General features: G+C 41.4%; 27 protein-coding genes. 12 read left to right on the top strand and 15 right to left on the bottom strand.

The annotated features are described in order from the left end of the window. Positions 1-127 precede the first annotated feature (127 nt). From MMO38_RS08770 to msrA, 6 genes are all read left to right on the top strand, one after another. Positions 128-703, top strand: coding sequence for a xanthine phosphoribosyltransferase (locus MMO38_RS08770; RefSeq protein WP_034594882.1), 576 nt, complete (start codon positions 128-130; stop codon positions 701-703). 172 nt (positions 704-875) lie between these two features. Continuing rightward, on the top strand, positions 876-1,718 hold the full coding sequence (thyA, locus tag MMO38_RS08775) for a thymidylate synthase (RefSeq protein WP_241323274.1): 843 nt from the start codon (positions 876-878) through the stop codon (positions 1,716-1,718). A gap of 22 nt (positions 1,719-1,740) precedes the next feature. Then, positions 1,741-2,250 carry a dihydrofolate reductase gene (locus tag MMO38_RS08780; RefSeq protein ID WP_004668576.1) on the top strand — a complete coding sequence of 170 codons (510 nt, stop codon included), beginning with the start codon at positions 1,741-1,743 and terminating at the stop codon, positions 2,248-2,250. A gap of 20 nt (positions 2,251-2,270) precedes the next feature. Next, positions 2,271-3,326 (top strand): DUF4105 domain-containing protein, encoded by a 1,056-nt coding sequence (locus tag MMO38_RS08785; protein WP_241323275.1) that lies wholly within the window; start codon positions 2,271-2,273, stop codon positions 3,324-3,326. Between the two features lie 126 nt (positions 3,327-3,452). Next, positions 3,453-3,929, top strand: coding sequence for an META domain-containing protein (locus MMO38_RS08790; protein ID WP_241323276.1), 477 nt, complete (start codon positions 3,453-3,455; stop codon positions 3,927-3,929). A 107-nt stretch (positions 3,930-4,036) separates the two neighbouring features. Beyond that, positions 4,037-4,561, top strand: a complete 525-nt coding sequence (msrA, locus tag MMO38_RS08795) for a peptide-methionine (S)-S-oxide reductase MsrA (RefSeq protein ID WP_241323277.1) — start codon at positions 4,037-4,039, stop codon at positions 4,559-4,561. A 56-nt stretch (positions 4,562-4,617) separates the two neighbouring features. Here msrA and MMO38_RS08800 read toward each other — a convergent pair whose 3' ends face one another. The 5 genes from MMO38_RS08800 to MMO38_RS08820 all read right to left on the bottom strand — a co-directional run bounded on the left by MMO38_RS08800 (position 4,618) and on the right by MMO38_RS08820 (position 8,335). After that, a complete protein-coding gene (locus MMO38_RS08800) occupies positions 4,618-5,022 on the bottom strand; it encodes a biopolymer transporter ExbD (protein ID WP_004668571.1) in 405 nt (134 codons plus the stop codon). Between the two features lies 1 nt (position 5,023). After that, entirely contained in the window at positions 5,024-5,644 is a 621-nt protein-coding gene (locus tag MMO38_RS08805; protein ID WP_004668569.1) for a MotA/TolQ/ExbB proton channel family protein, read from the bottom strand. A gap of 43 nt (positions 5,645-5,687) precedes the next feature. After that, positions 5,688-6,446 carry a TonB family protein gene (locus MMO38_RS08810; protein ID WP_005194992.1) on the bottom strand — a complete coding sequence of 253 codons (759 nt, stop codon included), beginning with the start codon at positions 6,444-6,446 and terminating at the stop codon, positions 5,688-5,690. Positions 6,447-6,688: 242 nt separating this feature from the next. Then, positions 6,689-7,552, bottom strand: coding sequence for a formyltetrahydrofolate deformylase (gene purU, locus MMO38_RS08815; protein ID WP_241323278.1), 864 nt, complete (start codon positions 7,550-7,552; stop codon positions 6,689-6,691). 84 nt (positions 7,553-7,636) lie between these two features. Further along, entirely contained in the window at positions 7,637-8,335 is a 699-nt protein-coding gene (locus MMO38_RS08820; RefSeq protein WP_004668564.1) for a TetR/AcrR family transcriptional regulator, read from the bottom strand. Between the two features lie 122 nt (positions 8,336-8,457). Here MMO38_RS08820 and MMO38_RS08825 point away from each other — a divergent pair, with 122 nt between their 5' ends. The 4 genes from MMO38_RS08825 to MMO38_RS08840 all read left to right on the top strand — a co-directional run bounded on the left by MMO38_RS08825 (position 8,458) and on the right by MMO38_RS08840 (position 12,442). Beyond that, complete coding sequence (locus tag MMO38_RS08825) at positions 8,458-9,912, top strand: coniferyl aldehyde dehydrogenase (RefSeq protein WP_241323279.1); 1,455 nt, start codon at positions 8,458-8,460, stop codon at positions 9,910-9,912. Positions 9,913-10,079: 167 nt separating this feature from the next. Beyond that, entirely contained in the window at positions 10,080-10,316 is a 237-nt protein-coding gene (rpmB, locus tag MMO38_RS08830; protein ID WP_004649871.1) for a 50S ribosomal protein L28, read from the top strand. A 12-nt stretch (positions 10,317-10,328) separates the two neighbouring features. After that, positions 10,329-10,484, top strand: a complete 156-nt coding sequence (rpmG, locus tag MMO38_RS08835) for a 50S ribosomal protein L33 (protein WP_003654787.1) — start codon at positions 10,329-10,331, stop codon at positions 10,482-10,484. Positions 10,485-10,726: 242 nt separating this feature from the next. Beyond that, on the top strand, positions 10,727-12,442 hold the full coding sequence (locus tag MMO38_RS08840) for a cation:proton antiporter (protein WP_005194989.1): 1,716 nt from the start codon (positions 10,727-10,729) through the stop codon (positions 12,440-12,442). A gap of 59 nt (positions 12,443-12,501) precedes the next feature. Here the strand turns inward: MMO38_RS08840 and MMO38_RS08845 are convergent, their stop codons facing one another. The 10 genes from MMO38_RS08845 to MMO38_RS08890 all read right to left on the bottom strand — a co-directional run bounded on the left by MMO38_RS08845 (position 12,502) and on the right by MMO38_RS08890 (position 21,339). After that, complete coding sequence (locus MMO38_RS08845) at positions 12,502-12,780, bottom strand: hypothetical protein (RefSeq protein WP_004668558.1); 279 nt, start codon at positions 12,778-12,780, stop codon at positions 12,502-12,504. Positions 12,781-12,893: 113 nt separating this feature from the next. After that, the gene (locus MMO38_RS08850) at positions 12,894-13,397 is read right to left on the bottom strand and encodes a DUF6586 family protein (protein ID WP_005194988.1); all 504 of its coding nucleotides are present in this window, start codon (positions 13,395-13,397) and stop codon (positions 12,894-12,896) included. A gap of 75 nt (positions 13,398-13,472) precedes the next feature. Beyond that, positions 13,473-13,829: an ASCH domain-containing protein gene (locus MMO38_RS08855; RefSeq protein ID WP_241323280.1), complete on the bottom strand. Its 357-nt coding sequence runs from the start codon at positions 13,827-13,829 to the stop codon at positions 13,473-13,475. Between the two features lie 6 nt (positions 13,830-13,835). Further along, entirely contained in the window at positions 13,836-14,081 is a 246-nt protein-coding gene (locus MMO38_RS08860) for an RNA-binding protein (RefSeq protein ID WP_004668553.1), read from the bottom strand. Positions 14,082-14,144: 63 nt separating this feature from the next. Continuing rightward, positions 14,145-16,124 carry an ATP-dependent helicase gene (locus MMO38_RS08865; protein WP_241323281.1) on the bottom strand — a complete coding sequence of 660 codons (1,980 nt, stop codon included), beginning with the start codon at positions 16,122-16,124 and terminating at the stop codon, positions 14,145-14,147. A 120-nt stretch (positions 16,125-16,244) separates the two neighbouring features. Continuing rightward, complete coding sequence (locus MMO38_RS08870) at positions 16,245-16,817, bottom strand: HdeD family acid-resistance protein (protein WP_241323282.1); 573 nt, start codon at positions 16,815-16,817, stop codon at positions 16,245-16,247. 209 nt (positions 16,818-17,026) lie between these two features. Further along, entirely contained in the window at positions 17,027-17,785 is a 759-nt protein-coding gene (locus MMO38_RS08875; RefSeq protein ID WP_241323283.1) for a hypothetical protein, read from the bottom strand. Between the two features lie 90 nt (positions 17,786-17,875). After that, positions 17,876-20,515, bottom strand: a complete 2,640-nt coding sequence (gene topA / locus MMO38_RS08880; RefSeq protein ID WP_241323284.1) for a type I DNA topoisomerase — start codon at positions 20,513-20,515, stop codon at positions 17,876-17,878. A gap of 33 nt (positions 20,516-20,548) precedes the next feature. Continuing rightward, positions 20,549-20,998, bottom strand: coding sequence for an ammonium transporter (locus MMO38_RS08885; protein WP_241323285.1), 450 nt, complete (start codon positions 20,996-20,998; stop codon positions 20,549-20,551). 95 nt (positions 20,999-21,093) lie between these two features. Next, positions 21,094-21,339 (bottom strand): SlyX family protein, encoded by a 246-nt coding sequence (locus tag MMO38_RS08890; RefSeq protein WP_004668540.1) that lies wholly within the window; start codon positions 21,337-21,339, stop codon positions 21,094-21,096. A gap of 32 nt (positions 21,340-21,371) precedes the next feature. Here MMO38_RS08890 and MMO38_RS08895 point away from each other — a divergent pair, with 32 nt between their 5' ends. Together MMO38_RS08895 and MMO38_RS08900 are read left to right on the top strand one after the other, a co-directional pair. After that, positions 21,372-23,270, top strand: a complete 1,899-nt coding sequence (locus MMO38_RS08895; protein WP_005194976.1) for an ATP-binding cassette domain-containing protein — start codon at positions 21,372-21,374, stop codon at positions 23,268-23,270. A 190-nt stretch (positions 23,271-23,460) separates the two neighbouring features. Further along, entirely contained in the window at positions 23,461-24,396 is a 936-nt protein-coding gene (locus tag MMO38_RS08900) for a lauroyl acyltransferase (protein ID WP_241323286.1), read from the top strand. Positions 24,397-24,521 lie beyond the last annotated feature (125 nt).

Below are 24,521 nucleotides of genomic sequence, written 5' to 3' on the forward strand. Positions count from 1 at the left end.
AAAGCAACCAGATATCGCAAACTTATGTGAAATATCACCAAACTCTGTAATTTTGGCTTGCAATTTTTTCGATGCTTTCTAAAATATGCCTTTGCTTGAAAAAGCATCCGTTTTAGAGGATTCTCCCGTGTACGCTTTAGAACAGAAAATCTTAAATGAAGGTATCGTTCTATCTGATCAAGTCTTAAAAGTTGATGCTTTCTTAAATCACCAAATCGACCCTGTGCTTATGCAGTTGATTGGTAAAGAGTTTGCTGCTCGCTTTAAAGACGCAGGTATTACCAAAATCATTACCATCGAAGCATCAGGGATTGCACCAGCAATCATGGCTGGACTAGAACTCGGTGTACCTGTGATTTTCGCTCGTAAATACCAATCATTAACGCTTAAAGATGATCTTTACCGTTCTAAAGTGTTTTCATTTACCAAACAAACTGAAAGTACTATTGCGATTTCAAACAAGCACATCAACTCAAGTGATAAAGCACTGGTGATTGATGACTTCTTGGCAAATGGTCAAGCTGCACTTGGTCTGATTGATTTGATCCATCAAGCCAATGCTGAAGTGGTCGGTGTTGGTATCGTGATTGAGAAATCATTCCAAGTCGGTCGTGATTTACTCATTGAAAAAGGCTATCGTGTTGAATCTTTGGCGCGAGTTAAATCTTTAGTCGATGGCAAAGTAACTTTTGTAACTGAATAAGATTGATCACCAATTTAAAGAGCGCCTTTGTGCGCTCTTTTCTATTTTTAAGAATCCAAATATCATAGATTCGTGTCATCGTTAGAATAATCAAGTATTATTCTCTATCAAGTAAACTGAACCCATCTAATCAGTTCAACATGTAAGTTCACACAAGATTTTAGAGAAAGTTATGCGCACATACTTAGACCTTTTACAACATATTCTCGACAATGGCGGCGACAAAGGAGACCGCACAGGAACTGGGACACGTTCAGTATTTGGTCATCAAATGCGCTTTGACCTCTCCAAAGGTTTCCCCTTATTAACCACCAAGAAAGTCCACTTTCGTTCGATTGTGATTGAACTACTTTGGTTTCTTAAGGGCGACACCAATGTTCAATATCTAAAAGACCACAAAGTCTCAATTTGGGATGAATGGGCAACCGCAGAACAAACTGCTCGTTTTGGTCGTCCTGAAGGCGAACTCGGTCCTGTTTATGGACACCAATGGCGCAACTTTGGCGCGACTCAAAATGACGACGGTAGCTATCAGCAAAATGGTTTTGATCAAATCAAATGGTTAGTAAATGAAATCAAAACCAATCCAAATTCACGTCGTTTAATCGTGTCTGGATGGAATCCAAACGAGGCTGGGAAAGTCGCACTCCCTCCTTGTCATACCCTGTTCCAATTTTTTGTACAAGATAACAAACTGTCATGTCAGCTCTATCAACGTAGTGCCGATGTCTTCTTAGGTGTGCCATTTAATATTGCCAGCTATGCCCTACTCACTCATATGATTGCGCAGGTGTGTGGCTTAGAGGTTGGTGATTTTGTCTGGACAGGTGGTGATACTCATCTATATGCCAATCATTTTGAACAAGCGCAATTACAGCTTTCTCGTGAGCCATTAGCTTTGTGTCAATTAAAACTCAATCCAGAGATCAACGATATTTTCGACTTTAAATTTGAGGATATTGAAATTGTAGGCTATGAATCACATCCTGCAATTAAAGCACCTGTCGCAGTTTAATTATCTTAAGAGAGAACACCAGATGGCATGGCAAGGAACTGAAGTTGTACACGTTGTGGCAATGGACCAAAAAAACTGTATTGGTAAAGGCAATGCACTACCGTGGCATATTTCTGCCGATCTTAAGCATTTCAAAGCCATTACCCAAGGCGGCGTAGTGATCATGGGCCGCAAGACGCTTGAATCCATGGGACGAGCGCTGCCAAATCGCGTGAACTGGGTGATTACTCGTGACCCATCTTGGCAGTTTGATGGGGTTAAGGTTGCGCATAGCATCAAAGATGCATTAAATGCTGCACTTACAGACGTACAACACTCTGAAAAAGCATCCTTATTTATTATTGGGGGTGGAGAGATTTTTAACCAAACACTTGCGATTGCCGATCGTCTGGAACTCACGCATGTGGATTTGGATGTACAAGGCGATGCACATTATCCAAAAATCTCTGAGGACTTTCATAAAGTAAACTCAGAACAGCATATTGATGAAAAATCAAATATCACCTTTGAGTTTGCAACTTATCAAAAATAAAAAATGGATCGCGAATTGTTATGCATGACATTGGATCACGTGAGTTTTTCATTGCGTTAGGAATTGGACTATTACATAGTACTTTTACCCTATTCGTGATCCTTTCAAGTGCATGGTTGTGCCTAGCGCTCTGGATTCAACAACCCCTTGGCAGTGTCTTTAGTCGTCTGATCATACTGCTTTGGGTCTTATTTGCACTGAGCTTAATTGGTTTTTATATCAGTGGTCACATTTTCAGTCGACGGACTGACATTATCCTCTATTGTTGTGCATTTGCTTGTTCACTGCTTTGGTATTTCTCATTAGATGCAAGACAAGATCGTGAATGGGATCCTGAGGTTGCAGAACAACTCAGTTATGAAAAACATGGTGATATTGTCACGCTACATCATGTTCGCAATTTTAACTGGCATGCCGACGGCAGTTATGATGTTCGCTGGGAAGACCGCACTGTTGACCTGAGTAAAATTACTGGCATCAATGTCATTGCTTCATATTGGATGGGACCACAGATTGCTCACACACTGGTTAGTTTCGATTTCGCAGACCAAAAACCATTGGTCTTCTCGATTGAAATCCGCAAAGAAAAAGGCGAATCATTTTCAGCAATTGGCGGTTTCTTTCGTAAATATGAGCTGAGCCTAATCGCCTCTGATGAAAAAGATATTGTGTATACACGAAGTAATATTCGTAATGAACAAGTCTATCTATTCCCCATCAAAATGCCTGCTGATGAGCGCAAGGCTTTATTTATTGAATATCTAAATAAAGCAGATGAATTGCGTGCTGAAGCAAAATGGTACAACACGCTAACCAGTAACTGTACCACCCTCATTTTTGACATGGCACAGGCCATCAACCCACACAGATTGCCGAAAGATTACCGCCTTTTGGCTTCGGGCTATTTACCCAATTATTTACATGATCTGAAAGCACTTAATCAAAACTACAGTATGAAAGAGTGGTATCAACTGGCTCATATCAACCCTCGTTCAGAACAATACGCTAAACAACCCAATCAAAGTAGCGAGTTTTTTTCGGCCGTTATTCGTACTGGCCTGCCTAAAACTGAATAAACCTCATACTAGTTATATTAGAAATAAATTAATATTTACAAAAGAATACGCTACATACCATCCTTCTACATCAATATTGATTTAAATCATAGCCATATAAACACAACGACTTGGATTTCAATTTTTATGTTAAAAACATTGTTAACTTCTAGTACTTTGGCGGTTGCGGTTGTCATGTCTGGTTGTGCAGGCACTGAATCGCTGCATACCTCATCCAATGCATCTCAAAAAGAAAGTATCGGCTTATATAACCACACTTGGGTCGCGACACAGATTAATGGTGTTGAGATCGAAAGCAATGCGCTCTCTGGTAAACAACCATCGATCCAATTGGATGCTCAAGCAAAGCGTTTCTCTGGTGCGGATGGCTGTAACAAGATTTTTGGTAGCTTTGAAAGTAATGCCAAGCAGTTACAATTCGGTCCAATTGCATCGACCAAAATGGCTTGTATTGGCAACGACAATGCGACTCTTTCTCGTCAATATTCCGACGCCTTAACCAATACTGCAAGCTATAAGATCAAAGGACACGAACTTCAATTCTTAGACAGTTCTGGCAAAGCCCTCGTCAGTTTCGTGACAGTGACTCAGCCATTGCCTTAATGCTTTATCATAAAAAAGTAAAAGTTCGTTTCAAACACGGGCTTTTACTTTTTGAGCACTTGGTTTACTTTAGACACATTCTTAAAAAATAAAAATTGGGGAACTTTATGCAACAGGCACTGTTTGGTGGTGGATGTTTTTGGTGTGTAGAAGCTGTATTTCTACAACTCAGAGGTGTTGAAAAAGCGGTCAGCGGTTATGCTGGCGGAATTGTTCAACACCCAAGTTATGAGCAAGTCTGTCAGGGTACGACACAACATGCTGAAGTTGTCTTAATTGATTTTGATGAACAACAAATCAGCTATGCTCAACTTTTAAATGTATTCTTTACCACGCACGACCCAACCACATTGAACCGTCAAGGCAACGATATCGGTACACAATACCGTTCTGTTATTTATTACTTTAATGATGAACAGAAACAACTCGCAGAGCAGGTGATTCAAAGTTTGGAAGATGAAAGCTTAAATATTGTCACTGAACTGAGTCCTGCCCCGATCTTTTATCCTGCTGAAGATGAGCATCAAAATTTTTATGCGCGCAATCCCTCACAAGGCTATTGCAACTTTAGCATTCCGCCGAAGCTCTCTAAATTGCGGGCAAAGTTTATGGATTTACTCAAAACCGAGTAGACATAAAAAAAGCAACGCTTGGCGTTGCTTTCAATTTTTTATCAGGCTGAATTAAATTAATTTTCACTAACAAAAGCAATATCACTTAAGCCTGCTTCACTGGCACGAGACATCACTTGCGCAACTGTATCGTATTTTGATTCTTTGTCTGCGCGTAATTGTACAGTCGGTTTATTCTCTGCTTGACCTGCCTCTTGGAAACGCTGTTCTAGCTCATCTAAACTAATAATTTGCGTATCCCAAGCCACCGCACCACTCGCATTAATACTAATGGTAATTGCTTTTGGTGGCGGATCTATAATTTCAGCCGTTGTCTTTGGTAAGCTTAATGGAATTGATGGGCTAGCAACCGTTGCCGTGACTAAAAAGATAATCATCAATACCAACATAATATCGATCAGAGGAATGAGGTTCATCTCATTCATGCCACTGTCGTGATCTTCACCCAATTGAAAGCCCATTTTAAGCTTGACCTCCAACTAAACTTTGTTGAGTCGCTTTAGTTTCAGTCTTTGCGGTGCTTTCTTGCTGCAACATGGTATCAATCAACAAGCCATGAGCCTGATCTTGTAAATCATGTGCCAAACCACGATTGAAACGCATACAGATGTTGTAAGCCAATACCGCAGGAATCGCAACCGCAAGACCTAGACCCGTCATGATCAACGCCTCACCGACAGGAATCGCAACTTGTGCTAAACCAGCCTGACCGCTTTTACCGACCGCCACAAGTGCATGGAAGATTCCCCACACTGTACCAAACAAACCAACGAACGGTGCAAGTGAAGCAATTGTCCCAAGTACTGATACGCCTTTTTCTGCTTGTGATTTCTCAGCAGAAATTTGGCGCAGTAGGGCTTGTTCAGCGACTGCTTTACGCTGCTCAAAGGTTAATGGTTGTAACTTCGCTTTAAGCGTCGTCAAAGCCTGAGCAAGCTGAGCATAAGCCTGTTGTTTTAATTGGCGTGTTCCTAAAATACGTAGAATAAAAATCGTCCACGTCGCAATCGACATTGCAAGAAGAATGAAATACAGCGTCTTACTCACTGCATCTGCATGTTGCCAATAAACTGAAAAGTTCATACTCGAACTCCTAATTAAAGTTAGCCGTTAAGGCTTAAATCTTTTAAAGGGTTAAATCTAATGGTAGCTCTGCTTTAATCGGATAAGCAACGCCATTTTCCATATACGGTTTGAATCTTCCACTTCGAACCTGCCTTACCAGCTTTTCATCTAATGCAGGTAATCCGGTACTACGTACAATACGAACACTAGTAATCTTTCCTTTCTCATCTGCTTCAATCGCGACCACAGCAGACCGTGGTTGGTTTTCCATGTCTTTTGCAGTTGCTGTTGGCTTCGGTGTACGACTCCATTGGATACCAGCACCACCAATTGATACACTTTTTGGTGATGGATCAGCAGCAGCTTGAGGTTTAGCGGCTTCTTGAACAGGTTTTGGTTTTTCAACCACCTTTTCCGTTACAGTTGTACTAACAACTGTCGTTTCAATCTTCGTTTCAACTTTTGGTTCGGTTTTTTGAATCACTTGCTTAGGTGCTTCAGCTTTTACTTGCTGCACTTTTTCAATTTTCTTCGGTGGTGGAGGTAATGGTTTTTCAACGATTTTAACCTCTTTCACTTCTTTCTTAGGTTCAGGCTTTGGTGTCTCTTTAGGTTTAGGGAGTTCAGCTTTTGGAGGTTCTTTAATTTTAACGAATTTAACCTTAAGCGGCTCTTTTTCGATTGGTTTCAACTCAATCGTTTTGATGTGGCTAACCGCCCACAAAACTCCCACATGTCCAATCACAACTGCAACTAAGGCAGTGATGATTTTCTTTTTCATCGGGCTTGACGTGTTGAATGCTGCAGGAGATGGACTCATAAAAATCAAAGTACCTAATAGACGGTATTCGTAAAAAAACGATCATACACATCGGATAGAACAATTAAAGTGCTGCAATAATAAATGAGAAGTGTTTTCATTTGCAACTATTTTTTTGTGAATATGACTTAAATGAATAACTCAACCCACTTAAAAAGCAATATTATAACATAACAGTACCGTGTGGTAAAAAAACATGCCGATCGGCATGTTCTTTCTTATGACATAGAGCTTTAGGTCTATTAGAAAACGACGGTCTTATTTCCATCGACAATAATACGGTCTTCTAAATGCCATTTGACTGCACGTGCCAATACATTACGTTCAACATCTTCGCCTAACTCACGTAATTGTTCAACGTTATAATCATGGCTCACACGCTCAACATCCTGCTCAATAATTGGCCCTTGGTCCAAGTCTGCAGTGACATAATGCGCGGTTGCACCAATCAATTTCACACCCTTTTCATACGCTTGCTTATATGGGTTCGCACCAACAAAAGCAGGCAAGAATGAATGATGAATGTTGATGATCTTCATTTCCCATTTCGCGACGAAGTCTTCACTCAAAATTTGCATATAACGTGCTAAAACAAGTAAATCATTGCCTTGCATCATCTCATTGATTTGCGCATAAGCTTCTGTTTTATTGTCTTTGGTCACTTTTATCACGGTAAATGGAATACCAAAATTCTCAACCGCTTCTCGCAAATCTTCATGATTTGAAATCACATGGGTAATTTCACACTCCAATGAACCACGCGCATGACGCCATAACAGCTCAAGCAAAGCATGGTCAACTTTAGAGACTAAAATCCCGACTTTTTTCAATTCATTTACAAAGGCGAGTTTCCATTGCATCCCATAACGTTCAGCAACATTCGCAGCAAAAGTTTGCATCAAAGCTTCTTTGCGAGACTGCAAATGATCCAACTCAAACTCAACACGCATAAAATAACGTCCGCCTTGAGCTTCTGTTGCGTACTGATCAAGTGCGGTAATGTTTGCTCCCTGATGATACAAAAAGCTCGATACAGCTTGCACGATGCCCGGCTTGTCTTCACAAGTAATCAGTAGTCGTGCTGTATGGGCAGTAGTCGTGTTCATGTGGTTAATATCACTTATTCAAATCAAATTAAAATCAAGCCGAGCATTCTAACGCTTTTTTGTCACGGACTAAATAGCTGTCGCCTACCCGCCATCATTTTTAAGCATTGACAAGCTTGCAAAAAGATCAGAGGGACCAAGCGATTGAAGTAACAGCTCATAAGTCTGACGACTTTCACCCATTAAATAAGGCCCTTCTAAAAACAACATTTGTCGTAATGCTTGCCATACCCACTTTTCTTCTAAGTGGTTGTTGTCACTAATATGACCTGACATATAGAGGAAATTGGTCCAGTTGGTCAGCACGATCCATAAGTTGATAATCAACGCTTCAATTTCAGAATCAGTCATTTTCATCAACCCAGCATCAACGAATGCACGATAGATTCTTTGCCCTTGTTGCATGACCTGCCCCGCAAAACGCGGATAAATTTTTCTAAAATCATCATTATTTTCAACAAGATGATAAACATCACGATGAATGAAACGATAAGCCCAAAGTTGATTACTTAATACCTGAAAATAACTAATTTTGTCATTGGCATTGAGTTGACGATCATCAGGTAACGCCAACATACCTAAGGTCTCAGCCTGATATTGCAGCGCAAGTTCCTTAATGATTTCTTGCTTATTACGAAAGTGATAATACAAATTGCCTGGACTAATACCGAGTTCAGCCGCGATGTGATTGGTCGTGACGGAACGCTCGCCACGCTCATTAAATAGCTGCAAACTGATCTGCAAAATTTTGTCTTTAGTTTTGTTCGGTTTAGCATTCGACATCGTTTTTAACCATCTATAAGATTATCAATGAGTTATAAAACAAACCCACAAGGCGACTTGACACTTTAGAGTATTTACTCTAAAAATGAAAAAGTAAATAAGTTTTCTTTTGGTCTACTCCTATGAACAGTCAAACAAAAACAACCGCAATGACACCTCATGTTGATGTAAAACGGCTACATGATTTGCTTGAACAGCAAAGAGTTGCTTACCAACGTCATCCTGTCCCAAGCGCAAAAGAACGTATTGAGCGCTTGGCTCGACTTAAAAACATTTTGGTAAAGTACCAAGATGAATTTGCGAATGCAATTAGTCAAGATTATGGCAATCGTGCCATTATGGAAACCAAAATTGGTGAAGTTCTTACCTGCTTAGAACATATTAAATACTATAGCAAGAACTTGACCGAATGGATGAAACCATCTAAACGACATATCAGCATGTTACACCAACCAGCTAAAGGCTGGGTACAATATCAGCCCTTAGGCGTCATTGGTGTTATTGCACCATGGAACTATCCACTATTGCTCTCCGTTGGCCCACTGATTTGTGCATTGGCTGCGGGCAATCATGCCATGATTAAAATTTCTAGTGCATCATCAAACTTTGGTTATGCGCTCGAAAATGCGCTTTCAGAAGCCTTCCCTCAAGAATTAGTTGCCGTTGTAAATGGTGGCGGTCCTATTTCAGATGCATTTAGTCATCTTGCATTCGACAAACTGATTTTTACTGGCTCGACCTCTGTCGGTAAAACGGTCATGGCCGCTGCTGCTCAGAACCTTGTTCCGGTTATTTTGGAACTGGGAGGTAAGTCTCCAGCACTCGTTCACTCATCCATGAATATTCGTGATGTCGCTCAACGCGTTGCGGTTGGAAAGCTTTGGAATGCAGGTCAAACCTGCGTTGCACCAGATTATATGTTCTTGCCTAAAGGTAAGACGGCTGAATTCACGAAGCATTATCAAGACTTTGTAAATAGCATGTATCCAACTTTGGCTGACAACAATGACTACACCTCGATTGTCAATGACAAACAATATAACCGTCTACAAGGTTATCTTGAGGATGCACAAAAGCAAGGTGCTCATATTGTTGAGTTAAACAGCAAGAACGAGTCTTTAACTGAAGCTCGTAAAATAGCACCGACTTTATTGACTGGTGTCAGCACTGACATGGAAATTATGAAGAATGAGATCTTTGGTCCAATTCTGCCTATTTTAGAATATGAACACATCGAAGATGCGCTTCAATTCATTAATAGTCGTCCTCGTCCATTGGCTTTCTATTATTTCGATGTTGACAGTGCGCGTGCAGAATATGTTGCGGGGCGTACTCATTCAGGACATTTTGGTATTAACCAAGTTTTAACTCATGTCGCTCAAGATGACTTGCCATTTGGTGGTGTCGGTGCATCAGGTATGGGCAAATATCATGGTAAGGAAGGATTCTTTAGCTTCTCACACGAACGCTCGATGATGTCTAATCCTGTAAGCCCTAAACTTTATAGTTTAAAATTCATTCTGCCGCCATATAATAAAGCGGCGCACAAACTGCTTTTGAAAACACTATTTCGCTAGGCTGATCAAGGCATGACCTATCAAACAAGTTCATGCCTTGTTTTTACCAATTTCGCTTGTCTTTTAATCGTATTTTTGGTATAAAACGCCCCTTGAATGATTTCATCCGTTTACTTGAATGGCTAGTTGCACGAAACAGTGCTATAAAACTAGCAATGGAGTTCACCATGTCTAAGGTTTGCCAAGTTACCGGCAAGCGTCCTATCGTTGGTAACAACGTATCGCACGCAAACAACAAAACCAAACGCCGGTTCGAGCCGAACCTGCACCACCACCGTTTCTGGTTAGAAAGCGAAAAACGTTTTGTACGTCTTCGTTTAACCACTAAAGGTATGCGTATTATTGATAAATTGGGTATTGAGAAAGTTGTTGCTGATCTCCGTGCTCAAGGTCAAAAGATCTAAGGAGTCTGAACAATGCGTGATAAAATCCGTCTCGTTTCTACCGCTGGTACTGGTTATTTCTATACCACGACTAAGAACAAACGTACAATGCCGGAAAAAATGGAAATCAAAAAATTTGATCCAAAAATCCGTCAACACGTAATCTTCAAAGAAGCTAAAATTAAATAATTTTGGTTTCTTTAAAAAAACGACTTCTTTTGAGGTCGTTTTTTTTTGCTCTAAAAAAAGTAGCAGCCCCACAGTCAAATGCGCTTATAGCAACATAATCGAGATTTACATGATTTTTTTTGATAATTAAAAAAATTGTCATCAACAATTTCTATTTTACTTGTTACAATTTATTCGATTTCTTGTTGGCATGTTTTATGCTGATTTATTTATACCTTAACCGCAACGATTAAGGAGTTCTAATGCCACATGATGTTGGTTTAATTATATTACTTGCTGTTGGTTTTGGTTTTGCGCTTATTTTTGGCTACATCGCAGCACGTTTACGCTTACCTCCTTTAATTGGTTATCTCATTGCGGGCATTATTATTAGCCCAAACACCCCAGGTTTTGTGGGTGATATCAAACTTGCCAATCAGTTGGCTGAACTTGGTGTCATGTTTCTCATGTTTGGCGTGGGCATGCATTTTTCCATCAAAGACTTACTTCAAGTCCGCCGTATTGCCATACCTGGTGCAATTCTGCAAATCAGCGTCGCAACCTTACTTGGTGTGGGTGTCTCCATGCTTTGGGGATGGAGCTTTGGTTCGGCCCTCGTCTTTGGTTTAAGTTTATCTTGTGCCAGCACTGTAGTATTGCTCAAGGCACTGGGTGATCGAGGCTTACTTGAGTCTGTTAACGGTAAAATCGCTGTTGGCTGGCTCTTGGTTGAAGATCTGGTCATGGTGTTGGCATTGGTGCTTTTACCCGCTATCGCCGTGCTACTGGGTGGACACGCTTTACATGGTACAGATACATCGCAAAGTATTTGGATGACCATTGGCATTACTTTATTAAAAGTCGTTGGTTTTATCGCCTTTATGTTAATCGTGGGCAAACGTCTTGTTCCCATGATTATACAGTTTGTCGCTCGTCTCGGTTCACGTGAGTTATTTACTTTAACCGTTGTGGCAGCTGCGGTCTCTATTGCTTATGGTTCTTATGCTGTTTTTGGCGTTTCGATGGCGCTTGGTGCATTCTTCGCAGGTATGGTAGTCAAAGAGTCCGACTTTAGTCATCGAGCGGAAGAAGAAACCCTACCCTTACGTGAAATCTTTGCGATTTTATTCTTCGTATCGGTCGGGATGCTATTTGATCCAAGTATCTTGCTAGAAGAGCCATTACATATTCTGGCTGTGGTTGCGATTATTATGGTGGGTAAAACATTGGCAGCGATTGCCTTGGTTTTATTCTTCCGTTATCCAATCAATACCGCTTTAACTGTCGGTGCAAGTCTCGCTCAGATTGGCGAGTTCTCATTTATTTTAGCCACGATGGGGGTCGCCCTCGGTTTACTAACGCTAGAGGCTCAAAATCTGATTCTGGCAGGGGCACTATTTTCCATCACCTTGAACTCATTTATTTTCTCTGCTATCGAACCAACACAACAGTGGATTCGCCAACGTTCGCATCTGGCACGCCTATTAGAGCGCAGTAGTGATCCACTGGCGATGCTACCTGATGAGGTCGATCAAGACTATTTACGCGATCAAGTGGTGATTATTGGTTATGGTGGGGTCGGTCGTCGCATTAGTGACAATCTAATACAACAAAATATCAAAGTAGTGATCGCCGAAGAAAACCGTGAGATCGTGGAACGATTGCGTACTCAAGGGATCGCTGCGGTCAGCGGTGAAGCAACCGAACCAAATGTTTTGATTCAGGCACATATTCAGCATGCACGTTTATTGGTTATTTCCCCAATGGATATTTTGGATATTCATCGGATCGTCGACATTTCCAAACAGTTAAATCCTGAAATCCAAGTCTTGATTTGTGCTGAAAGCAAGGAAGAAGCGGCGGTGATTCGAGAGGAAAATATCGGTGAAGTCTTCTATGCGAAAGAGGAAATGGCAAAGAATATGAGCCATCTCATTCTAAGTCGTATCGAGCTGGCACACCAATCCACTGGCTATTAAACGCTTTAGATACCATAAAAAAAAGCGTACTCTCAAGTACGCTTTTTTGCTTATAAATATTAGCTTAAATGAGGTGGCTGCTCATCCATAACTTCCGCTTGCCACTGGTTCATTTGCTTTTCTAGCAAACCAAATAAAGCCGCTTGAATCATATGTTGCGCGACTGCTGGTGTTTGATCGCCAAGAATTTCTTTCACTTCGTCACTAAATTGAATCTTTACTAAAGGCTCTTGTTCAGAACCGGCATTACGTAACGCGAGCTCACCACCTTCGAGTTGAACCAATTCTAGCACCGCTTCTTGGTTACCAAATAATTCTTTTAACTGCTGCATTGACATATATATTCTCCATGCTTCAATCATGGTGGCAAAGCACGTGTGCACTTTGCGATCTCACGTCTTATTTATATAAGTGCTGTTTGCATGAATTTCAAGTATCTCACTGGTTTAACTTAGAACTCAACCATTTCGTTACGAAAACCATCAATTAAGTGACTTAACTCGCGATGCCATTCACGTAAAATTTTGGCATCAGGCAACCATGCTTGTGGGCTTTGGGTGACTTTGATGATCAAATTGGATGAGGTTTCATTCTCAGGCTCTGGCGAAGTCGGCTCTGGCGCATATTGGCACATCCGATAAGCACGTTTTAATTCAGCCACAAAACCATCTTTTGCCAAATGTTGTAAGACTGAAATTTCTGGAGAGACCTGCCCCTTATCCGCCATATGCGCTTCAATGGATTTAAAGGTCGGTTGTAAATCATTGAGACGGTAGTAACGCACCAATTCTTGCAAGAACGCTAAAATCGCCCCATGCAAATGAAATACCGCAGCTTCACGATAAGCCTGTGCTTGTTGAATATGCTCAGTTTGCTCTGCCTGTTGACATGCAAGTCGAGCAAAATAAAGTTTTTGATTGGTACGATCGGCATGGTAGCGAGCAACACGAGACATCTTAAATCCCTATTTTATTTCATATAAATCATGAGCAATTGTAAAGCGAATTGACGATTAAACAAATAGTGATCATCACAACAATTCGACAGGATAAATTCTACGCTTTGCAATACATGCTACAGGTGTAGCAAAAGGACGAACATTGCTGATCACCCAAGCATAATAACCTTCAGCCCAACGAGATGCCTGTGCTGCTTCAACTTCATGTTGTTGCCAAGCATGCACAGATTCAATGTCAACCAAAGCAACCGCTCTGCCGATTTCCTCATCGCCATCTTTCAACAGATAGCTTTGGTTTTCTACGATAACGAGATTTCTGAGCGGCAATTCCTCAGGTAACCATGAGCGAACTTCTAAAGTTTTAAGCCCTTGTGCAATTCGCTCACCATGAGGCGCAACAATAGATAAAGCTGCATATTGCTTCAGCATTGAGAGTTAAGCTTTATCGTCTGCAGCTTTCACTCGGATACCCACACCTTTAACGCGTAAGGTATTTAAACCTTTAATCGCCTTGACACCCTCTCTTGGATTGGTCATTTCTACAAAGCCAAAACCTTTAGATTTTCCTGTTGCCTCGTCCTTCACCACGACACAAGATTCGACTTTGCCATACTGTTTGAATAACTCAAGGACTTCTGCATCGGTCACGGAACGATCTAAATTACGAACTAAAATTTTCATGCTAAAACCTAAAAAATGATTCATTTTTAAAGAAATGAATCAAAATAATTGAATACATCTAGTTTAATCGAGATCAATACCAAAACCTAAACTTATTGCTGAGTTACGTTGCCAATTACTTTTATTAAATGTCGAAGGAACTTGACGATGAATCTGCACATCTAGCAAATGTTGAGGTAAATCATTAAGAAAATAGCTTTCTACTTTCCGCCCTAGCTCATCATATTGATCTTGTGACCATAGATTTAAATTTTGTTTGGTCAAAATCAATTCATTTTCGGCACGTGTAAGTGCCACATAGAGCACACGGCGCTCCTCTTCTACATCATCAAAATCACCTTGCGCCCGTGCGTGCGGATATTGATTCGGCGAAACATGCGGAACATAACACACTTTTTGTTCCGTCCCTTTGGCGGAATGAATCGTAATCAAAGTCACTAGATCTTGATCAGGGGTTTTATCTATTTCGGAAACAGAAATAGGATCAAGCACATATTCTTCCAAGAACTCGCCCAGCAACTGATGTTTCCGTGCCAGTTGTTTTACCAGATCAAAATCTTTAACCCGACGACTCCAATCTTTATTTTTATAGTTATTTTCTAATTGTTCACTCAACGCATCCAGTGCCAAGCCAATACAGGCTTCAACATGCTGCTGCAATACATCGAGTTGCTTCAAAATTAAAATTGCGTGTTGTGGCACTTTGCCATGTCGCTCTAAACGCTGACAACGCGCATCAATATCTGCGAGTTGGATCAACTCTTGCGCCAATTTACTCGCACCAACATCGCCAACACCATCCCATAAGGTCAGAAATCGCATCCAAGCCAAATCATCCTGCGGATTGACACTGACCCGAAGAAAACTTAATACATCTTTGACATGTGCGGATTCGAGTAGTTTCACCCCACCAATAAAGCGATACGGAATATTGGCAGCAATTAAAGCCCCTTCTAAATATCGACCACTAAACCCAGAACGAAGTAAAACCATGTGTTCAGCCCACGCTGCACCTTGGTAATGTCGTTGATTTAAATCTTGAATAATCCAATTGGATTCTTCAAATTCATTGCCTAAAATATGTAATTGTGGCTTCAACCCTTTACCACGATAAGCCAACAAGTGTTTGTCATAACGAATCTGACTTTGCTCTAATAACCAATTAGATAAATCTAAAATTTCCTGCGTTGAACGATAATTCATTGCCAAAGTGAGCACCTCAGCGTCAGGCACTCGTTCTTTAAAATGATGAATATTTTCAAAATCTGCACCACGGAAACCATAAATCGACTGAGCATCATCCCCTACGCAGAACAGTTTCACTTTTCCAACTAAGGGTTGCAGCAAAGCCCATTGCAGTGGATTGGTATCCTGCATCTCATCAACCAATAAAGCAGAACAGAAGCCTGTCATCCATTTCACCAACTCAGGTGAGTTTTGTAAGTGCACTGCGACAATCGATAAAATATCATCATAATCAAGAAAGTTTCGTGCTTGCTTACGCTGTTCATAAGCTTGCATCAGTTCAGCAATTTGCGTTTTATATTCGACTGCCTGGGGAAGCTGTTGGATCAGTGCATCAGAAAGTTTGGTTTTTGTATTACGCGCATAGGAATACAAGTCACAAAGTTCAGCCGCTTTGGGTAACACATTGCCCTTATCTTTGCCTCGCAATAAACGAAACATCAACAACTGGTCATCACGATCGATAATACTGAATTGCGTTAAACCAAACGCTCTAGGATTACGGCGAAGTAAATACATGCAAAAAGTATGAAATGTTGATGCCCGTAAACCCTTGGCTTGTGCGCCCATATGCTGCTCCACACGGGTAACGATTTCACTTGCTGCACGACGAGTAAAGGTCAATATCTGAATCTGTTGTGCTGCTAAGCCCTGATCGATCAAATACGCTGCTCTAGCCACAATGGTTTTGGTCTTCCCACAACCCGCCCCTGCTAAAACCAAGCAGTTTTGTGCATCCGTCGTTGCGGCTTGTTTCTGTTGGGGATTCAGTTCATCAATTAGCTTAGCAAGCGTCATAAAATCGGTCAGTTTAAATTGAAGTGGTATTTTAGCAGACTAAAGGAAATGAAACATTTCACGCTACAAAAACAAAAAGAGCATGTTCAACACATGCTCCTAATACCCAAATCACTCAGTTCAAACAGCAGTCGAGCTATGCGGGAGTTGCTTAATTGCACCAGCAAAGGTCAGATAATTGATGCCTTGAAATAAGATATCAATCGCAAGGAACATACCGAGCACCCAGAAAGGTGAACTTGGCGAGGATAAGATCAAAACCCCAGTGAATAAAGTCACAATACCTGAAAAAAGCACCCAGCCCCAACCCGACATCGGTCTAAGGATAAAGGCGTTCACGGTCCGAATAATCCCTGCAATAATTAAAGCAATTGCTAAAAAACTAGTCAGAACCACGGCGGTAATCACAGGTGTGGTAAATGCAAAATAACCTGCGATGAGATACAACACACCAAACAATGCCCACAACCAGCGTGTACCACCTTTGAAGACCATAAATGCGGCAAGAAAATGTAAAGCCCCGCCCAACATCATGAGTACACCGAATAAAAGAACGGCTGAGAGCGTTGCGAAAGGCAAAGCAGCCAAAAGAACCAGACCAATAATAATCAATACCACGCCCAATAACAGATACCATTTACGATCAGCGTGTAGCTGATTGCGAATCAGGTCGTTACCCACTGTTTTCATCATTATTTACTCTTTTATCATCAAGTTTATATTTATATTCTGAGCGTCTTTTATCCGGACTTCTGTATAAGGCATGTTGACAATTCATGATGTAATGTCAGGGAAACTGGTGTTTTATTTCATCATTTTTATTTAAGGAGTGTTTTGTTTATATGTGGGTAAATCGAGACTTATCCACACATTGTCCTCGCCATCCTTTTAAAGCCCCAACTTTACTTGATCCAACCTATTTCTTTTGCCGTAAGCATACTCATCATCGTTTGCTCTAGATCATTTGGCATTTTACTTTTGTGTTCTGAAAGTGGAATACGCCCACCCATAATCTCAGCCTTGGTTTGTGGGTACAATGGCTTCTGATCTGCTTGTGCATAACCAATGGGGAAAATGGGCTCACCCGTATCTAAAGCATATTTATCGGTGGCACCAAATCCATGAAGTAACTCATGTACAAGGACCACATTATTTTGATCTACTTGTTTCTGTGATGCAAACAGATTCACTGAACCAATTCGACCACGTTGCAATGCAGTAGAATGCTTTAACATATTGGTTTGCTTTGGATCATAAAAATTCAAATACAAGGTTAAACTTGGATAACCATCAATCGATTGACGTTGTTTCCATGCATAAAACCGAAACTTCAAACTCCATAAAATATTTTTGAAGATACTCTGCTGCCCTGACATTGCGGGAGGTGTATGGTAAAGCTCACGCCCAATTTGCAGCATAAAATAACTGCTTTGCCCCCGATAGTGCTGACTATTGCGCTCTAAATACTGTTTGACGTCAGCAAAATCATCTAACTGTAATCGCTGAATATAATGTTGAGTCGTTTCTAATCCATCGGCATTAATTGGGTGAAGTAGAATGATAATCGGCTGATTCCAATCTTGATTTTGATCTCGATAAGCATTCACCGCAACCACCAAGAGCACCATCAATAAACAAGCCACTCGAATATTTTTCCACATTGCTTAACCCCAAGTAGAATTCAATTATTGCTTTTATTTGTTCTATAAAAAATGCTAGCAAATCGCTAGCATTTTTTATTTTATCAATGATTAAGCTTCAACCCATTTCCCATTTTGGAAAACTAAACTCCACTTGGTTTGTTTACCTTCTAGGGTTTCTGAACCCACGTATTGCACTTGATTCTTACGGCTAAATTTGACCACCGTTGGATTTCCTTCAGGATCTACATCAGGTGCTTGCAATAAGAATTGATACTTCTCGTCCAACTGCTCAGCCACGCTACGTAACTCAGCCACTTTTGGTGCACGAGTTTCACGAATTTTCGGGAATTTACTTGCTGCCAAGAACAACCCTGCTGCACCATCACGTAACACGAAGAAATCATCATGTTTGGTTGAACGCAAATGTTCCATCTTGATCGGATCAACACGAGGCGGCGCAGGCTGACCACTCTTTAATACTTTACGGGTATTGTCACAGCTTGAACACGCAAAATACGGACCGAAGCGACCTGTTTTAAGCTGCATCTCACCATCACATTTATCACATGGAATGGTTGGACCGTCATAACCTTTGATCTTGAACTGACCTTCCTCAAGCTCATAACCATCACAGTCTGGGTTGTTACCACAAACATGTAACTTACGCCCACCATCAATCACATAGCTATCCATGGCAGTGCCACACTTCGGACAACGATGTTTTGACATCAAGTCTGCTGTTTCAGCGCCATCATCATCGGACAGCACAGCTAAAGACTCAACAGGTGTCAGATTCAATGTACCTTTACAGCGTTCTTTAGGCGGCAGGTTATACCCCGAACAACCGAGGAATACCCCAGTTGTACCAGTACGCACTTGCATCGGACGAGAACATTCAGGGCACTGCACGTCAGCCACTTCGACAGGCTGATTACGGCGCATACCGCTTTCGCCTTGTGCATTGGTTAAGCGCTTTTTGAAATCGCCATAGAATTCATCCAGTAGCTCTTTCCAGTTCCGATCACCCATTGCCACTTTATCAAGTTGCCCTTCTAAATCTGCGGTAAACGCATAATTCATGAGGTTGTTAAAGCTTTCATCGAGGCGATCTGTAACGATCTCACCCATCTTCTCAGCAAACAGACGACGGTTTTCAAGTTTGACATAACCACGATCTTGAATGGTCGAGATAATCGCAGCATAAGTCGATGGACGACCAATGCCACGTTTTTCTAACTCTTTAACCAATGATGCTTCTGTAAAACGTGCAGGCGGCTTGGTAAAATGCTGGCTTGGATCAAGTTGTTCTAATTTCAGCACTTCCCCGACTTTAACAGCAGGAAGTAATACATCATCATCGGATTTATTGGCACCGCGGACTTTGGTAAAACCATCAAAGACTAAAGTACGACCTTTGGCTTTAAGCTCTACATTTGCCGCTTCAACAGTTAAAGTTGAAGATAAATATTCGGCTGGTGTCATTTGACACGCAACAAATTGACGCCAAATCAAATCATATAAACGCTGAGCATCACGCTCTACACCAGCAAGTTTATCGCCAGTTAATACCACATCAGATGGACGAATCGCCTCATGCGCTTCTTGTGCACCCGCTTTATTGCCATAGCGATTTGGCTTTTCAGGCACATATCGATCGCCAAAGGTCTGCTGAATATGGTTACGTACCATATTGACTGCGTCATCACTCAAAAAAGTCGAGTCAGTACGCATATAGGTAATAAAACCACCTTCATATAACCGTTGCGCCAGCATCATGGTTTTTTTGACTGAGAAACCTAAGCGTGTGCTTGCTGCTTGTTGTAAGGTCGAAGTGATATAAGGCGCACTTGGATTAACTTTGGTTGGTTTGTCTTCACGCAATGCAACTTTATATTCAGCATCTTTTAATACACTGAGCAAAGCATCAGTTTGCGCTTTATTTTTAAGCTTGAGCGTTTTACCTGCTTGTCTCACCGCTTCTAAGCGAATGTCATCTTTTTTCGATTTAGTATCTGCAAAGACTTGCCAATATTCTTCTGGGATAAATGCGCGAATTTCACGTTCACGCTCGACGACCAGCTTAACCGCAACTGACTGAACACGTCCTGCCGATAAACCACGGGCAATCTTTTCCCATAACAACGGCGAAACCATAAAGCCAACCACACGGTCGAGAAAACGACGTGCTTGTTGTGCATTAACGCGGTTTAAGTCCAAGCGTGTCGGCTGCTTAAATGCTTCTTGAATGGCGTTTTTGGTAATTTCGTTAAAGACCACACGATGGTAACGGCTATCATCGCCACCGATGACTTCTCTTAAATGCCAAGCAATCGCTTCCCCTTCTCTATCCAAATCCGTTGCGAGATAGATTGCATCAGCATCTTTGGCGAGTTTTTTCAGTTCGGCAACGACATTTTCTTTACCGGGTAACACTTCATAGTGTGCAACCCAATCATGTTCTGGGTCGACACCCATACGATTAATCAGTGCTGATTGTGCTTTCTCAGCCTTTTGTTCATCGGTGAGTTTAACGCGGGTAACAGGCTTCTTTTCAGTTGCCTTACTTCCCCCACCTGTCGGTAAATCACGTACGTGACCTACTGATGATTTCACGATAAATTGTGAACCTAAATATTTATTAATGGTTTTCGCTTTTGCAGGCGACTCCACAATCACTAAGGCACGTTTAGTTGCAGCAGAGGTTGAAGCTGCTGTGCTTTTTGCAGCAGAGCGTGGAGTATTCGCCATAATGAACCATTTTTCCTGTGGTAAATCAAATAATTAGATTTTAGCTAATTCGTGTAAATAAGTTTTCATATCTTCAAGTTGTGTGGCTCTGAGATCAACTTCTTCATCCCAGTACATGCCGACACAGTTCGCCTGCATATCAATAGCATAAACTCCTTTTAATGCAATAGCTAAGTCATTAAATTTCTGCTCACCTTGCACGACTTGGAGTTTCCCATCGATCACTCTGGCCCGCATAAGTGGCAATCGAGCATCTGGGATCAATACACTATAATAAGTCACCATACTGGCACGATTTTCGGTCGCCATTGGAATCTTGGTCCACTCTGGCGCAACGATGACGCGCGGATGCAATCCCATTTTTCGCGCTTGGTCACGCATTATACCGAGTGCTTTTTCTCGAGGGCTAACACGCAAACCAAAAATCGAGCCAAGTACAAACAGTACAATCGCTACCGTGATCCAAATTCCAACATTACTCATTAAAGTCGCCCAAAACGTCCTTTTATTAGCGTTACATAAGTTTGAGTTAAAAGGCAAGTTTTCCTTACAGTATGTGTTCAGGATGCCTATTTCAATCAATAATGCGGTGGTTTATCGCTCATTGGATCAAAAGTCGCAATGCCCTCTGACAAATCCGATGCTTCTATGCGACGATACAAGAACTGCATTTGTTTTTTTAAATCTGCAATTTCTTGTGTCTGAATCACCAATTGTTGGTTCAGTTGTTCAACTAAATCGTCTAAAAATGCAATTCGGACTTGCAAATCTTCAATGGGTGCGGACAATGACGCTTGATCATCAAAATTTTGTTGTTTAGTCATTTCAGACCTCATCTGAGCTTTTAGGAAACATTATGGCCTATATTACTTTAAGGGATGTCCACCTCGCATTTGGTGGGCCTGCCCTACTCGATGGCGCACACTTTAACCTAGAACGTGGCGAGCGAGTCTGTTTAATCGGTCGTAATGGTGAAGGTAAGTCTACTTTACTTAAACTGATTGAGGGAAGCTTATTGCCCGATAGCGGCGAAGTTTCGATTCAAAATGGTTTAACTGTTTCGATGTTAGCCCAAGATGTACCTATGGATTCAGGCAAGGTCGCTGACATTGTAGCTGACGGTGCAGGCGAAGCAGCAGCGGTACTCAAAGCCTATCACGAAGCCAGCGATAGCTGTGTACTGGGTGATATGGATGCCTGCGATCGGATGGGCATGTTACAGCATAAGCTTGATCAGTTAGATGGTTGGGCGCTGGAAAATAAAGTGAACTCTATTCTGAGTAAAATGGGACTGGATCCACATGCGGATTTGGCAGATTTATCGGGTGGTCGTAAACGTCGTGTGTTATTGGCACGTGCGCTGTTAACCCAGCCTGATGTGCTGTTACTCGACGAACCAACCAACCATTTAGATGTTGAAAGTATTGAATGGTTAGAGAAATTCTTGCTTGACCAAAATAATCTAACCCTGCTGTTCATTTCGCATGACCGTTCATTTGTTGACAGCATTGCCACTCGTATTGTGGAGCTTGACCGTGGCACATTACGCAGCTATGACGGTAACTACTCTCGCTATTTAGAGCTTAAAGCACAGCAAATGGAAGCAGAGGAAAAACAAAATGCATTATTTGACAAAAAGTTAGCTGAAGAAGAAACCTGGATTCGCCAAGGCATTAAAGCACGTCGTACCCGTAATGAAGGTCGTGTTCGTGCGTTGAAAGATTTACGTGAACAATCTAAAGCGCGTCGCTCGCAACAAGGCAAAGTCAGCATGGCAACTCAGGACGCGAACCGTTCTGGCAAGTTGGTATTTGATATTGAACATCTCAGTGTCACTTTTGGCGACAACGCACCGATTATTAAAGACTTCTCAGCATTGGTCTTACGTGGTGACCGTATTGGTTTGGTCGGTGACAATGGTGTCGGTAAAACCACACTTATCAAAGCGATTTTAGGCGCAATCGAGCATGGTGGTTCAGTTAAAACAGGCACACAACTCGAAGTTGCTTATTTTGACCAGTTACGTAACGCCTTAGATCTTGAAAAGTCAGTCATGGCAAACGTTTCAGAAGGTTCTGACTTTGTTGATGTGAATGGCAATCGTCGTCATATCTATAGCTATTTACAAGACTTTTTATTCTCACCAGAACGTGCCCGCACACCTGTAAAAGCGCTCTCTGGCGGTGAACGAAACCGTATCTTGTTGGCAAAATTATTGCTTAAGCCATCGAACTTAATCGTGATGGATGAGCCAACCAATGACTTAGATATGGTCACGCTTGAATTGCTTGAAGAAATGCTTTCTGATTATAAAGGCACACTCTTATTGATCTCGCATGACCGTGCCTTTATGGACAATGTCGTGACATCTACTTGGGTGTTTGATGGTAAAGGTCATATTGATGAGTATGTTGGTGGGTATCAAGACTATTTAGAGCAGCGCCCTGATCAAACTGTAGTTGACCAGAAAAGTGATGTTAAAAAAGCTCAAGCCAAGGCTGAAGCGGCAACTGCACCAAAGAAAGTCAAACTCAGTTATAAAGATCAGCGTGAGTTAGAGCAACTTCCAGCAGAAATGGAAAAACTAGAGGCCGAACAAACTGAACTTTCAGAAAAGCTAGCTGATGGATCATGGTTTCTTCGTGATGCCAATGCAGCGACATTGGCAAGCCAACGTCTCGCAACAATTGAAGAATTGTTGTTAGAAAAGTTAGAGCGTTGGGATATCTTAGAAAATATGTCAAAAGGCAATTAAGCTAAACTCACTGAGCATCTATTCTTTAGAGAGTAGATGCTCACTCAATTTAATTAAACACAATTCCTTTGGCTATAAACTCACTTGCAATCGATTGGTAAATTCTAAAATTTTCATCATCAAAACACACACAAACCCACTTCATGTTACACTTTTCAAAAATTCAACTTAATTCACATATCAAAGTTCTATGAGCCAACAACAGTCTTATATTCCTGGCGAATTTCGATGGGAATTTTTATTACCAAAATATTGGAAGAATTGGATTGGCATTTTCTTTCTCGTGTTATTAGCAATCCTTCCTTGGGCAATACAATGGCGCTTGGCACATGGCTTGGCGCATATATGTTGGTCTTTACTCCGATCACGTCGTAAAACCACGCTAAGGAATTTGGAAGTATGTTTCCCTGAATGGTCGTCAGCGGAAGTTGAAAGCAATGCAAAAAAAGTCTTCATTGACATGATGCTTGGCATGTTTGAAACCCTGAATGCGTGGTATAGCCCCAAATGGTTTAAAAATCGTCACCATATTGAAGGTCTAGAACACATTCAAAATGCCCAAGCACAAGGTCATGGCGTACTATTGCTAGGCACGCACAGTACCCTACTCGATGCAGGAGGTTATCTGTGTTCACAATACTTTGAACCAGATGTGGTTTATCGCCCACAAGATAATCCGATGCTGGATATGTTTATTTATCGATGTCGAGCCACGATTTATAATCATCAAATTGATCACGATGATATGCGTGGACTCATTCGCAGACTCAAAAATGGCGGTGCGATTTGGTATAGCCCCGACCAAGATTTTGGTTTAAAACAAGGGGTAATGGCTCCTTTCTTTGGCGTACCCGCAGCAACCGTCACTGCCCATCGTCGTTTATTAAAAATTTCTAACGCTGTGGCAATCCCGCTTTATTTTTATCGCTACGGTGATATACGCAACCCAAAATATAAAGTGTTGATTGAACCTATTGTGGAAAATATGCCAAGCGAAGATGAAGTTGTTGATGCGATTCGTGTCAATAAAATTATTGAAGCACAACTCAGAATCGCGCCAACACAATGGATGTGGTTCCATCGTCGTTTTAAAACACGTGCTGAAGGGTATGAGCAGATTTATTAAAAATTAAAACCCGAGTTCTGCATCCTGCAAAACTCGGGCAAATGAGGTTGTGCTTTCGCTCTGTTTTTTATTATCTTGCTTCCATCGCATGCATCATATCCATGATGACTTTTTCCATCTCAGCG

This window comes from Acinetobacter sp. NIPH 1852, assembly GCF_022549455.1.
Taxonomy (GTDB): domain Bacteria; phylum Pseudomonadota; class Gammaproteobacteria; order Pseudomonadales; family Moraxellaceae; genus Acinetobacter.